This window comes from Chitinophaga sp. 30R24 (genome assembly GCF_049056765.1).
Classification (GTDB): Bacteria; Bacteroidota; Bacteroidia; order Chitinophagales; family Chitinophagaceae; genus Chitinophaga.
On sequence record NZ_JBJGXX010000013.1, the window covers coordinates 13570 to 28654 of the forward strand.

At 45.0% G+C, this 15085-nt stretch carries 8 protein-coding genes; 6 read left to right on the forward strand and 2 right to left on the reverse strand.

The window, feature by feature from the left end:
• Positions 1–909: 909 nt before the first annotated feature.
• Together ACDQ55_RS18980 and ACDQ55_RS18985 are read right to left on the reverse strand one after the other, a co-directional pair.
• The gene (locus ACDQ55_RS18980; RefSeq protein ID WP_420983083.1) at positions 910–2097 is read right to left on the reverse strand and encodes a copper amine oxidase; all 1188 of its coding nucleotides are present in this window, start codon (positions 2095–2097) and stop codon (positions 910–912) included.
• Positions 2098–2189: 92 nt separating this feature from the next.
• On the reverse strand, positions 2190–3446 hold the full coding sequence (locus ACDQ55_RS18985) for an ROK family protein (RefSeq protein ID WP_420983085.1): 1257 nt from the start codon (positions 3444–3446) through the stop codon (positions 2190–2192).
• 130 nt (positions 3447–3576) lie between these two features.
• Here ACDQ55_RS18985 and ACDQ55_RS18990 point away from each other — a divergent pair, with 130 nt between their 5' ends.
• From ACDQ55_RS18990 to ACDQ55_RS19015, 6 genes are all read left to right on the forward strand, one after another.
• Entirely contained in the window at positions 3577–4797 is a 1221-nt protein-coding gene (locus tag ACDQ55_RS18990) for an AGE family epimerase/isomerase (RefSeq protein ID WP_420983086.1), read from the forward strand.
• Positions 4798–4951: 154 nt separating this feature from the next.
• Positions 4952–6817, forward strand: coding sequence for an FAD-dependent oxidoreductase (locus ACDQ55_RS18995; protein ID WP_420983088.1), 1866 nt, complete (start codon positions 4952–4954; stop codon positions 6815–6817).
• Positions 6818–6868: 51 nt separating this feature from the next.
• Positions 6869–10111 (forward strand): SusC/RagA family TonB-linked outer membrane protein, encoded by a 3243-nt coding sequence (locus tag ACDQ55_RS19000; protein WP_420983089.1) that lies wholly within the window; start codon positions 6869–6871, stop codon positions 10109–10111.
• A 17-nt stretch (positions 10112–10128) separates the two neighbouring features.
• A complete protein-coding gene (locus ACDQ55_RS19005) occupies positions 10129–11835 on the forward strand; it encodes a RagB/SusD family nutrient uptake outer membrane protein (protein WP_420983090.1) in 1707 nt (568 codons plus the stop codon).
• A gap of 47 nt (positions 11836–11882) precedes the next feature.
• Positions 11883–13580: a DUF5018 domain-containing protein gene (locus tag ACDQ55_RS19010; RefSeq protein WP_420983091.1), complete on the forward strand. Its 1698-nt coding sequence runs from the start codon at positions 11883–11885 to the stop codon at positions 13578–13580.
• A gap of 85 nt (positions 13581–13665) precedes the next feature.
• Complete coding sequence (locus tag ACDQ55_RS19015) at positions 13666–15066, forward strand: family 10 glycosylhydrolase (protein WP_420983092.1); 1401 nt, start codon at positions 13666–13668, stop codon at positions 15064–15066.
• Positions 15067–15085: the final 19 nt, after the last annotated feature.

A 15085-nucleotide genomic window follows, 5' to 3' on the forward strand; every position in this document is an offset into this window, starting at 1 on the left:
AAATTGTACTGTATTTTTTAAATGATCTTTAGATATAAAGATGATGTCCGCCTGATTATTCAGGCGGACCGGTAATCTTCAGAGCTGTATTCATTTACTTTTATGCGTGATGTTTTGCCATCTTACCCGTTGTTGCGGATGTAGGAAGCTACTGCTACAGGAGCGGATTTCATCATTTTGAATTGGCCGGAAGTTTTGTTCCGTTGATCTTCTACTGATTGTACGATGTTCTGTGAGCCATTGTTGCCTTCACAGCATACAATAATGCCTATAATTGTTATTTTGAGGATGAATACAAACGTTGTAATATGTTATTGTTACACACTGGCTGGATGGAGCTTTTACACCAATGGCGAATATGGCCTGGATATAGGCTTATTCATAGGGTGTAAAGTGCTTTCGGAATTCATAGACAATCTGTTGATCATTTATGTGGATGACTGATTAATTGATGTTTGAAGTGAAAAATATCCTCGCATGTTCAATTCAGGTGCCTGTTGTGCCGCCATGGATCGGGTTATTCAGTTACTCAGGGTCATATGGAACAGCATTATCCTGCATGAGCAGGTAGCAGGCTGTACGAATGTATAAATAAAAATTAGAAATTCAAAATATTATCAGGAATGCTAACAGTATTTAATAGTTTATAAAATGATAAGGCGATTTTGTACCTCCTTATTTTTGTGTCGGGGAGTGCTACCGGCAATTTTAGGTAGCTCTGTTAGTAATATTTTGCCATTAATTTTTGTGAGAGATTCAAAATGGATGAGGGGTGACGTACTAGGGGCGTTATTGATATAATTTATTAACCAGGAGATAGCCGCATGGAAACCTTGCGGCTATCTCTGTTCTATAGGTTTTTGATTTTACTGCCTGATAATATATGTATGCGATACATAGGTGAACTGGTTATTTCATGTCCACCGGAATAAAAATAAGCGGAGTTGGCAGGCAGGAGGCGCCTGGAGGAGAATAAGTGAAATGGATCGTTTGTTCTTCACCGTTAGCCGCTGGTGGGAATACCTGCACTAGGATCGCTTCCGGCGCTTTTTTTGTGATCAGCCGGTCGGAAGGCAATTGTATGATTCCTTCTTTGAATTTTCCTCCGCTCACTACCATTGTATTGGCCATACCGCTGCACCATTGATTGTTGCCACTGCGGGCATTCCAGGTTACCAGTGCGAGTCCTTTGCCGTTAGTGCTTTTCCATTTTAATTCAGTATGGTACATTACACCGTAATTGCCGGCCAGGGAAGCCATATTACCGGTACTGCCTTCATAACCAAGTACCCAGGGGTCCAGTTGGCCATCGGCTATAATCATTTGTGTAATGCCGTTTTTAGTATCAATAGTGTCGTTGGAGAGCAGCCGGTAATTGCTAACGCCAAACAATCCTCTACCTGCACCGCTGCGGCTTTTGGGTGGCAATACTTTTGCGCGTGCCAATGCGGTAGCAATAGGTGTTTTAGGATCGGTTTGCACTACGCTGATCTCGCCGGGTTGGTCTATCACAAAGTCATAGAAGCCATGTACCAGGTCGTCGTACTTTACCAGGAATTTTTCTTGTGCGGGGTCTATGGCCAGGATCTTTCCAGGTTCTACAGTACGTATGTTACTTTGTGGAGTGGCCGCAAAATAGTCGGCCAGTCCTTGTTTTCCGATTTGGAAATAATTTCCGCTGGGTTGCTGGGACGAATATTTTAGCATACGTATATGCATGGGCGTAGTGCCTGTATTTTTGATCACGGCTACTATTTTGGTAGTGATCTTAGCTGGTTCCTTTACGCCATTTACATTATATACATAGAGTCTTACAGTGCCCGGAGTTACTTTTTCCTGTAGGGAAATAGCTTCTGGCACACGTATGTATTCCGGGTCGTCGGAGATAATGTATTGTGGTCCGGGGAGTACCATTTTCTGATAATTAATTTTGGGCAGTTGCTCATTTAACAGGCCTGGTAGTTCTACAATGCTGCCTTGTGCAGCAGTAATAAGTTTTTGATTGATATCGGCCGGCAGTGTTTGAGCAGAGGCCTGCCATGTAAAGGTAAAGGCCAATACGGCGAGTTGTGCCGGGCGTATAAGTAGTTTCTTCATGACGCATTAATATGAAATATTTTTTATTAACTAAGACAAACTTAATAAAAAAAATAAGAATTGAAGCCATGAAGAAAATTTATTTAATGAAACTATGGTTGCACAGAGAGCAACTTATCTCTGGCGATAAGACAACCACCAGTTACCCCGGCTTTTTCCGTTAAGCGCGACATCAACAACTGTGTATCATTATTAACCAGGTTCAGCGAATACTTATTCAGGGCACTGCGTACAGGGAGACGGATATATTCTCCTGTTTCAGCCAGCATGCCGCCTAAAATGACTAATTCGGGGTTGAAAATATTAATGAGAACAGAAAGCCCGCGTCCTATTTTTTCGCCAATATCGGCCAATAATTCTATACAGAGCACATCTTCTTTATGGGTGGCTTGTATAATGTCTGACAGTAGCAGGGGAACTGGCAGTTGATGATGGGTTAGTAATGTAGAGCCGGAGCCCTGTTTAATCTTTTCCTTGAAAAGCCTTACCAGTGCCTGGCCGGAGGCTTCTGTTTCCAGACAGCCTTTCTTGCCGCAGTGGCAGATCAGTTCATTAGTGAATAAGGGGATATGGCCAAATTCTCCGGCAAAGCCGGATTTGCCACGGTATATCTTGCCATCTATCATAATGCCTAAGCCAATCCCATAATCAAGGTTCACATACAGCACATTTTTTTCAGAAGATACAATGCCCCGGTGGAATTCTCCATAAGCCATAGCCCTGGAGTCATTTTCCAGATAAGTGCGTATTCCTGTGATCTTTTCCAGGGTGGCGCTGAGCGGCTCTTCCTGGAAATGGAAATAGCTGTAACTATAACCGCTCTCACTGTTTACCCGTCCGGAAAGGTTCAGACATAGGGCCAGTATATTACTGGTGGCTGCTGGTAGTTTACTGATGAAATCCTGTATGATCTGGATCAGCTGATCTAGCGATTCCTGTGTATTGGCTAATAAGTAAGGCACATGCATTTCCTCCATTACCATATTTTTCCTGAAATCCAGCAGGCCGATATTTACATGATAATGTTTTACATCTACTCCGATAAAAAAAGCTGATTCCGCTACCAGGCTATATAAGCTGGCCCGTCGCCCTCCTTTGGAGCCTATCTTGCCGGAATCCCGTACAAGCCCGTCGTTGATCAGTTCATTGACAAGGCTGGTGGTTTTGGGAACACTGATATTCATCGCCTGCGTTAGATCGGTAATGGTTGATTGCTCCATTTTGTCGAGATGATTGATAATGGCGCGTTTCAACGCTTTATTCTTATAAGCAACACCGGATATGGTTTCTTCTGAAAAGAGGTCAAGAATACTTTGGTTAACAGGATTATTTTTTTTCATTTTGATCATGAGTTCCATTTTACTTAAAAAAATATCTAAGTAAGAGTAATTAATAAAAAAAGTTAGTAATTGTTGTGCGATTAAGTATATTTATTATAAATTTACCATAAAAGTAGAAAATAATTATTAAATAGGTTTTATGGCCGCGGATGCACAGCAAAACAGTCAGGAACAGGAAGTAATCATGAAAGCCCCATTGCTCAACAATTATGCGGAACAATACCGCCGCGAACTGCTGAATAACGTGTTGCCTTTTTGGCTCCGCCACAGCAAAGATGAAAAGAACGGAGGCTATTTTACGTGTCTGGAAAGAGATGGGCGTGTATTCGATACCGATAAGTTCATTTGGTTACAAGGTAGGGAGGTTTGGTGTTTCAGCTATATGTATAATATGGTATCACCGAAAGAAGAATGGCGGCAAATGGCCCTGCATGGCGCCGGCTTTTTGGAGAAATATGGCCGCGACGCCAATGGTAACTGGTATTTTTCTTTGACAGCAGAAGGACGGCCTTTAACGCAGGCACATAATATTTTTAGTGACTGCTTCGCTGCCATGGCCTTCGCTGCACTGGATAAAATTGCTCCGGAAGATCGCTATAAGGAAATCGCTGTGAACACGTTTAATAATATCCTGCAGCGGAAAGATAACTGGAAGGGTATTTATAATAAAACTTATCCCGGCACCCGCCCGCTGAAGGGGTTTAGCCTGCCCATGATCCTGTGTAACCTTTCTATTGAATTGGAACACTTGCTCGGGGCACAACAGGTAGATGCTTTGGTACCGGATGTGATCCACGAAGTAATGGACGTATTTTATCAGCCCAACCATGGACTGATACTGGAAAATGTTTACCCGGATGGTAGCTTTTCCAACAGCTTTGAAGGTCGCCTCCTGAATCCGGGGCACGCTATTGAAGCAATGTGGTTTATCATGGACCTGGGTAAACGCCGGCAAGACCCAGCCCTGATCCGCAAGGCTTGCGATATCCTGCTGCATACGCTGGAATATGGATGGGACAAGGAACACGGCGGAATATTTTATTTTATGGACATATTGGGGCATCCGCCTCAGCAACTGGAATGGGACCAAAAACTATGGTGGGTACATATGGAAACGCTTGTGGCCCTGGCTAAAGGATATGAACTGACTGGCGAGGTGCGCTGCTTGCAGTGGTTTGAAAAAGTACATCAATATACCTGGAGCCATTTCCGGGATGAACAATATGGGGAGTGGTACGGCTACCTGAACAGAAAAGGAGAACCGCTACTCAGCCTTAAAGGCGGTAAGTGGAAAGGATGTTTTCATGTGCCAAGGGCCTTATACCAGGTATGGAAAACATGGGACCGTATTATGGAATAGCATAAGGGAAAATACTGTAATAAACACGCGATGTATAAGATGGCCGCGTTATGAAAAACTAGGTACTAAGCACGAAGTATAGCGCAACAACGTAATGGAAAACATATGGGCGCATCGCCCGGTATCATAAAGGGCCCAACTAAAAATCAACCAGATGACTGCCTTAATGAGGTGTATATTATTTATTTTATTCGTGTTTGCAGGCGCCAGGTCACTGCAGGCCCAACAGGTTTATTATACGGAAGTGCTGATCATAGGCGGAGGCGCCAGTGGTACTACTGCCGGTATCCAGGCAGCGCGTATGGGCACCAATACTATTATCATAGAAGAAACTTCCTGGTTGGGTGGTATGCTCACTGCTGCCGGTGTATCTGCTATCGATGGTAACCACCGCATGCCTGCCGGATTGTGGGGCGAATTCCGTGAACAGCTTTATCAATATTACGGTGGTGCTGATGCGGTAGCTACCGGATGGGTGAGCAATACTTTATTTGAACCACATGTAGGTAACCAGATCTGGCAACAACTGGCTGCAGCAGAAAAACAATTGCAAATACTTTACAATACACAATGGCAATCTGTAAAAAAAGAAGCCGATAAATGGATAGTCACCGCCACACAAGGGAAACAATCACTGACTATCTCCGCTAACATACTCATCGATGCTACTGAACTGGGTGATGTGCTGGCGGCTGCCGGCGCGGCCTACAGAATCGGCATGGATAGCCGCTATGACACCAAAGAACCACAAGCGCCGGAGGTGGCCAGCCATATTATACAGGACCTGACCTATGTAGCGGTACTGAAAGATTATGGAAAAGGCGCTAACAAAACGATCTCCAGGCCCGAAGGTTATGATGCCTCTCTGTTCCGTTGCAGCTGTGATATCAGCGATCCGGCTACATTTGATAGCCCACAGAACAATTGCTATAAAATGATGCAGTATGGCCGCTTGCCGAATAATAAATACATGATCAACTGGCCTAAATGTGGCAACGATATTTACCTGAACATGATTGAAAGCACCCCTGCAGAAAGGGAAATAGCATGGAAACAGGCAAAATTACATACACTCCGCTTTGTATATTACCTGCAAAAGGAGCTAGGATATAAAAACCTTGGTTTGGCAGATGATGAATTCCCGACCGCTGATAAGTTACCTTTCATTCCCTATCACCGCGAGTCCAGGAGGCTCAAAGGACTGGTTACATTAACTTCCAATGAAGTGGCCCGTCCCTACGACAGTACGCTTTATCGTACAGGCATTGCTGTTGGCGACTATACGATAGATCATCACCACCTGAAAAATCCTTCCGCACCGGCCATAGATTTTGTGAAGATCAGGGTACCGTCTTATAATGTACCCATGGGCAGCTTAATTCCGCAGGGTGTAGATGGATTGCTGGTGGCAGAAAAAAGTATTAGTGTTAGCAATATCGTAAACGGGGCTACCCGCCTACAGCCGGTAGTGATGCAGCTGGGACAGGCTGCCGGTGCTATGGCTGCTTTGTGCATACGTGAGCATAGGCAACCGGCGCAACTGTCGGTAAGGGAAGTGCAGCAGGCATTGCTACAGGCAAATGGCTATATCATGCCGTTCATAGATGTAACTCCGGTAGACCCATACTTTGCTGTTGTTCAAAAAATAGGTGCTACCGGTATCCTGAAGGGAGTAGGGATACCCTATTTGTGGGCAAATCAAACCTGGTTCTATCCGCAGCAATTGGTAAGCGGTTATGAACTGGCAGAAGGGTTACGCCCATTGTATCCTGCTTTGCAGCACTGGTGGGCTGCTTCCGGCGAAATGCTGACGATGGAAGCATTCGTGAAGATCATCGCTGCTACGGAGGTAACTACCATCACTATACCACAAATGAAGAATGATCTGGAAAGTGCGGGCATAAAAATCTCCGGTGATGATGATCACTACCGCCTGAACAGATTAGCGGTGGCTGTGTTGCTGGATAAATACCTTCATCCTTTTGAAAAACCTGTCGCTATTTCAGGAAAGCCTGAGTAGCCTGTAGTTCCAACTAGTAACCACAAGTTTTATTAACCAAAGTGATTGTTTATGAAACAATTCAGGCATCTTTCATTGTCCGGTCGCAGCGCATTGCTGCTCCTATGCTTTCTTGCCTGTTACGCACTGTCGTCAGGACAGTCCAAAACAGTGCCGGGGAAAGTTTCTACTACCGACGGGTTGCAGACAGGCCCGGTTTCAGGTATTATCACTGCCGCCGATGGCCATCCTGTGCCCGGTGCTACTGTACAGGTAAAAGGCACTGCAAATGGGGCCTTATCCGATGTTAACGGTAAGTTTATCTTAACCCTGCCATCCGGTAACGCTACGCTCATCATTTCCATGATGGGGTTTACGCCGGTAACGCTCAACGTAAAAGCCGGCGACCAGCTGAAAATAACGCTGGAAAAAAGTCTGAAAGAGCTGGATGAGGTGTTGGTGGTAGCTTATGGCACACAAAAGAAAGGTAGTGTAGTAGGTTCGGTATCACAGATTAGTGGCGCTGAACTGAAAAAGGCGCCTGCCATGAATATTACCAATATGCTGGCTGGCCGTTTGCCTGGTATCTCAGCTTTACAGCAATCCGGGCGCCCGGGTGCAGACGATGCTACCTTGCGCATCAGGGGCGTAGGCACCTATGGCGCTAATCAAGGCCCGTTGATCATTATTGACAATGTACAGCGGCCCTCTTTTGCCAATCTTTCTCCGGATGAAATTGAAAGCATTACTGTATTGAAAGATGCGGTGTCGACTGCTGTATACGGTTTGCAGGCGGCCAACGGTATCATCCTCATTACTACCAAACATGGTAAAAACAATAAACCCACCATTACCTATGATGGTTCGGTGATATTTAATTCCAATACCCGCTTCCCGAAATTCCTCAATGGCCCGGATTATATGACCTGGTACAATAAAGGAGTAGACATGGATAATGATTACCTATCGCATACCAGTGGTGATCCTGTTCCTTACATATACTCGCAGGCGCAGATTGATGCGGTGAAAAATGGCACTAATACCAATCCATTATTAGGTAATACAAACTGGGTGGGAGAATTAATGGGAAAAACCAGTATGTCGCAGAACCATAGCCTTAGCATAAATGGAGGAACAGATAAAGTAAGGTATTTTGTATCTGGAGGATATCTGGATCAGGAGGGCGTGGTAAACAATACTAATTTCAAACGCTATAATGTGCGTTCTAACCTGGACGCTGCACTGAATGAATGGTTATCTGTTGGAGCAGACCTGGGCATGAATCAGCAGCTGTCTGCTACGCCGGGTATTGCACCGGATAATACCGCTTATATGAACCCATTCTATCAGGCGGTGCGTATGTTGCCTAACCTGCCTATGTATACGCCGGATGGCATACCTACGGCTTACCAGAGCGGCGCCGGCTGGGTAAATCCGCTGGCTGCTGTAGACAGATCCGGTTTTCAAAATGGACAAACAAATGTATTTCAAGGTAATCTGAACATTAAACTAAAAGTACCCGGTGTAAAAGGGCTAGACCTGAAACTGGTAACTGCTTATGATAAGAGCAGCACGGAAAACAAAAGCTGGCTCACGCCTTATACCCTGATGGGACGTAACCGCGACCAGGTGACAGGCAACTTTACAGTGATCAATACTTTACCCGGTATCACCAAAACAACGCTTCGCCAATCATACAGCACTTACAACCGTAAAACATTCCAACCCAGTATATCTTACAGTAATCACTTTGGTGACCATGGCTTCAACGCCCTGGTGTTATATGAATGGTCGCAGCAGAAATCAAATGTATTCTCAACGGGCGCCAGTAATTTTGCATTAACAGACCTAAAGGATATTAATTATGGCAGTACGGCAACAGAAGATTTCATTGCTCCAACAGGCTCCAGCAAAATTGATGACTCCCGCGCGGGTGCAGTGGCCCGTATCAACTATAATTACAAAGATAAATACCTCGTTGAATTGGCCAGCCGTTATGATGCTTCTGTAAACTTTATAAAATCGAACCGGTGGAAATTATTCCCTGCAATAGGTGCAGGTTGGGTGATCAGCAAAGAGCCTTTCTTTGATAACCTGAGTAAAGTAGTGAACTACCTGAAACTGAAAGGCTCTGTTGGGCGCCTGGGTAATGGCGCTGCTTCCAGTTTCGCTTATATGCAGACCTTTCAGTTGACCAGTGCACCGGTAGTAGTAATAGGCGGTAAGCCGGTATCAGCTTTGTACACTAGTGCGCCACCTAATGTGAATCTCCGCTGGGAAACGTCTACCTTGTATAACGGAGGATTTGAGTCGATATTCCTGAATGACTTGCTAAGCCTCGATTTTGAATGGTTTTATAAATTAACGAACGATATTCTGGACGATCCTGGTACACTGTATCCACTCTCCCTGGGAGGCTATGCGCCTGCCAGCCTGAACTATGGTATAGTAGATAACCGGGGTTTTGATTTGCAGATTAGGCATCGTAATACCATTGGTAAACTGCAATACGGCGTTACAGCCAACATGAACTGGGCGAAAAATAAGATCATCCGTATGAACGAAAGTCCAGGGTTGCCGCAGTGGCAACGGCGTGTGGGCAGAAGCATAGGGGATAAAATGGGTTTTGTTGTAGACGGAATGTACCAGACCTGGGAAGAAGCAGCTAATGGTTCTTCTCCCAGCAGCGGTACGCTGGCTCCTGGATTTTTCAAATACCGTGATCTCAATGGCGATGGCCGTATCACCCGTGCCGACGATATGACTTTTGTAGGCCATAGTAATATGCCGCAACTAACCTATGGCTTAAACATAGATTTGAAATATGGTGCCTTTGACTTTTCTGCATTATTCCAGGGCGCCGCTATTGCTGATATCAGCCTGGCTGGCGCTTACGAAGGTTCCAGTGGTACCAGTGGCGTAGAAGATAATACGCCGTTCACCAAAACTTTCTACAACTATGGTAATTCACCTTATTACCTCGTGGAAGATTCCTGGACGCCGGATCATCCGAATGCAAAGTATCCCCGTTTGTCTGCTTATAAGGCGCCGTTGTCGGCACATAATGCAAATGCCAATTCCGGCTGGATCAGGGATGCCTCTTATCTGCGCCTGAAGTCTGTACAGCTGGGGTATACGTTGCCGAAAAGATGGTTGGCAGGAGCCAAGATACAACAGATGCGCTTTTATGTTTCTGGTTTCAATCTCATTACCTGGGATAAGCTGAAATACCTCGATCCTGAAATGCCGAACGTGAACAATGGTTTCTATCCACAGCAGAAGATGTATTCCGGCGGCGCATCTATTACTTTCTAAACCACAACATTCATCTTATGAATAAGGTAACAATCACTATACAACAGGCTTTACTGGCAGTGGGTATCCTCATAGGGGCGCATGGCTGTAAAGTGGATATAGATCCTACAGACCGTTACACAGAAGTAGCAGTCTGGAATAACCCGAACAATGTGGAGCTATATATTGCCGGTATGTACAAAGAGTTTCAGACATTTCAGTTTGGCACTTTCCCGATAGGTTATAGCAATGCAACAGACGCATTGACCGATATAGAAAAATTTACTTCTTCCACCTCTGGTAATGGCACGGTAAATATTCTGGCGATGGATGCCTCAAGGGTAAATGCTTCCGGGCCGCAGCTGAACTATTGGTCGTCTGGTTACGATCGTATCCGCCGGCTGAATGAATTCTTAGGTGGTTTGGCTAAGTATGCCAAACTGGATGATGCTACAAAGAAGCAATATGAAGCTGAAGCGCGCTTTATAAGGGGATATGTATACTTCTGGCTGGTAAGATTACATGGAAGTGTGGTGCTGTTGGATAACATTGATCAGTACAATGTAAAGGAGCATGCCCGTTCTGCTGAAGAGGATTGTTGGAAATTTATTGCCAATGATTTTGCTTTCGCCGCTGAGAACTTGCCTGTTGCTTGGCCCGCTGCCCGCGCTGGCCGTGCTACAAAAGGCGCTGCTTATGGCCTGCTGGCCCGTACTTGGTTGTATGCCGCTTCCATTGCTGATTACGATAAAAAGCAATTTAATAATGATCCGTTGACAGGCGTTAGTAACGCAAACGCACAAACGTATTATCAGAATGCAGCCAACGCTGCAAAGGCTGTGATGGATCTGGGAGACCAGGGAGTGTATAGTCTGGAGTCCGATTATGCGTCTATCTTTACCAATAAAGATACCAAAGAGGCGATTTTTAAAGTGGATTTTGTGTCTCCCCAGTTAACCCACCAGCTGGATCTGGGATATGCTCCTCCGGGGGATGCACCCGGCCAATGCCTCGTATACGGCGTGCCTACCGCAGAACTGGTGAATGAATACGAAATGAGCAATGGTGCCAGGTTCTCGTGGAATGATCCGGTTGCTGCAGCCAATCCATACAGTAACAGAGAGCCGCGCTTTTATGGATCTGTACTCTATAACGGCGCTTCCTGGAAGGGACGTATACTGAATACTACTCCTGCAGACGTCACCGAAGGGATAGCAGATTACGGGGCTACTACAGAACCCAGGAAAACAGTAACCGGCTATTACATACGTAAAATGCTGAACCCTGTGGTGAATAATTTCGTGGTAAATAAAAGTATCCAAAGCTGGATAGAGCTGCGTTATGCAGAAATCTTGCTGATAGCTGCAGAGGCCAGGGCAAAAATAAATGATATAGGCGGTGCAGAGAGTGCGTTGAACCAGCTCCGTAACAAGCGTGGATTACCTAATACCACCGCTTCCACTACAGCCGGTTTGGTAGCGGCAGTAGAACATGAGCGTATGGTGGAATTAGCATTCGAGGGACAACGGTATTGGGATTTGCGCCGCTGGCGTAAAGCGCATATCGTACTGAATAATGTACGGTTTACCGGACATCGTGTTACGGTAACGGATAATGGTTTCAAGTATGATGTGGTAAGCTGCGACAACATGAACCGCCAATTTACTCCAGCTTTGTATTATATACCAATTCCCGTATCGGAGTTACAGAACAATACAGCGCTTACACAGATCCAGGGATGGTAAACAATATTACCTGAATAACCAGTGAGCTGGTTACAAAAACTAATTACATGAAACTGAACATATCAGCTATCATACGCAACAGAAGGCATTTAATTTTTGCCGCACTGCTACCCATCATTGGTTGGTCTTCCTGCCGTAAAGCAGATCAGGTGGCGCGTAAAGAGCAAAGTGCGCTAAGTGATATCTATCTTACAATAGATGGAAGGGGAGGAGAACGTTTATTCGATCCCGTGTATAGCGCCCACCAGGACACGATCTATTTTAATGTTCCCTGGTTTTATCCGGTATCTTCCGATAATGAGGTGGATCTGAGAAGGATGATTGTGCGGTCTACTATTCCAACAGATGCTATCATGAAGCCTATGCTGGGAAATGTAATGGACCTGAGCAAACCCCTCTCTCTTACGATTACTGCAGGTAATGGCCAGGTATCCCAATATGTGGTTATGGCAAGGAAAGTAGGCGACCTCACAGTGAGCAGCGCAAAGATTACTTTCCTGGCTGATGGTGTTGAACAGGAGGTGGAGGGCATTATACAAGATAACAAGATATTGTTCTATGTGTTGCCCGGTCTTGATGTATCTAATGCAAAGTTCACTTATGGGATCAATAAACATTCTACTGGTTCTATACCCGACAGCAGCAATATTAACCTTACGCAGGAAGTGCCATTTATTGTGAAAGGAGTTGATGGGGCCTCCAAAGCATACGCGCTGCAGGTTTTAGCGCCGCAGAAACTGGCCTATGGTGCAGGTATTAACCGTAAGCTGTGGACAAAAAATGCGGCCGATCTGAATTTCAGCGCTAATAATGAAACCTCGCTCACCACCAGCGGCGATTACCTGGTGCTGGTGCGCAGAACAAATCCTTCCAGGTATAGTGTGATCAACCGCTTTACAGGCGCATACTTGCGGGATATGTACAATCCGTTACCTGGTTTGTCGTTTCAGATCGCCAGCGATTCGCTGGGCCGGATATTAGCTGCTTCCTGGGCGCCCAAGAACAGCGCTTTCATCTTATACAGGTATAATAACGTGGATGATGTTAACCCTGTAAAATTGGTAGACTGGACGAACAATAATCCGGGAGGTGTTACAGCAGATGGGGGTGTAGGCAGAAGGGTGAATATTTATGGAGACCTGAACAAAGATGCCGTGATTATGGCTACTGCCGGCCAGTCTACTGTAATTTACAAATGGCGTGTTGTAAATGGTGCAATACTCAGCAATACACCGGAAATTGTGCGGTATAATTCCATCGCTGGAGGTGCTGCCACTTTTTGGGGATTTTATGCAGAGGCACAACCTATATCCGCAGCTCCTAATCCTGATTATTTTATCAACTATCAATATGAAGTAGCTCTGGTAAATGGTGCTACCAATACCCGGTCTGCAGCCCTTACGCTGGGGGCTCCAGTGGTATTTACCTTGCCCACAGCTTATGGTACATTCAACAATGCAAAATACCTGGCTATTGTAAAGTACCTGAATACGATGGACCTGAACCAGGTACAGATGGCGCTTTTTGATATCACCAACCCTTCGAAAATCCCGATGGGGCCTTCAGATCCATCTTATGCTTCCTTTAATATTTTTACTTCAGACTTATTTACCGGTACCACCAATGGCAACGGTACAGCCGATATTTGCATTGGATACAGTGAAAACAATGAAAAAATGCAGGTATATATGTTACTCACGAACGGCGGAATAATGGCCCGTGAGTTCACAACTTATGCACCCTGATAATGGATGACTGCCGGTAAGTATACATCGGCAGTCATTCTTTCTTTTATGTGGTAACCTCATTGTAAACATCAACCAGAATAGCATGAATTACAAGTTATCTTTTATATGCCTGGCAGCAGGCAGCCTGCTAATGGGCATTGCCTGTAAGAAAAAAGAAACAGCCGGTTCTGTAAAACCTGCCCCATCAGACAGCAGTACTTTTACGCCGGGAAAAAATGTGATCGTCTGGGTAGATGCCCGGTCTAATGTTTTTGGTACCTATGGCCGGCTAAATGATACGGCGCAGATAAAAACTACGTTGGATACCCTGAAAGATATTGGTGTTACCGGCCTGGTAATAGATTCAAAAGGTAGCACCGGTTATACGATGTATCCTAGCGCCTATGCTAAACAGGTAACAGCTCAGGACGGAAAATCATTGCCCGCAGGTGTAGATTACCTGAGGTTTATGATTACTGAAGCCCGCAAAAGGTCACTGAAGGTGTATGCCTCCATTGTCACTTTTGTGGAAGGGGATGGAAGTAAAAATGTAGGGACTGTATTCGATGATGCGGCCTTTAAAGAGAAATATGAAACCATTGTATGCGATGTAAATGGTAAGCGGGTAAGGGTAACTACCACTGGCCGTAACGCATTTGTAAATCCTGCAAGACCTGAAATACAAGACAGGGCCTTAAATATTATTAAAGAAATTGTACAGCAGTACGACATTGATGGCTTGATCCTGGATTATGCCCGTTATACAGACATTGACGCTGATTTCTCTGATTTCAGCAAGGAGCAGTTTATACAGTTCCTAAAAACAAAATACAACGACAACGACGCTGTTAATATGAATTTTCCGGGAGATATTGTATCTTCTTGGAAATCCAGCAGCGGCCAAACGTTACCTGTCAATACCGGCAAGTACTATAAGAAATGGCTATTGTACAGAGCGGGAGTTATACATGATTTTTTCAAAAGGGCAAGGGAAACGGTGAAAAGTGTGAAACCAAATATCAATTTCGGCGTGTATGTGGGCGCGTGGTATGTTACCTATTATCAAGTGGGGGTAAACTGGGCGAGTCAGGATTATGATCCTTTCAATGATCAGGCGATCCGCTTTGACTGGGCCTACCCGAAATATAATGAAACGGGTTATACCGAATTGCTGGATATCATGATGACCGGTAATTATTTTACCCAGATCTTGTTGTCTGAAAATCCGGCTACCGCCAATCTTACTTATCATTGGTGGAGTGTAGAAGGCTCTATCCGGGGTACACGGTATGTAACAAAAGATAAAGTACCGTTATATGGAGGTATCGACATGGGGAATGTAGACTGGGCCAACAAAGGAGAAATCACCCGGGCTATTAAATATATCAGGGCCAACACTACCGGTGGTATTATGCTGTTTGATTTGGTGCATATATACGCACCGCAATACAACCGCCTGAAACAACCGCTGTGGGATGCGGTAAAAGACGGATTACAACAATAGCTGGCTGTATTCAAAGAAC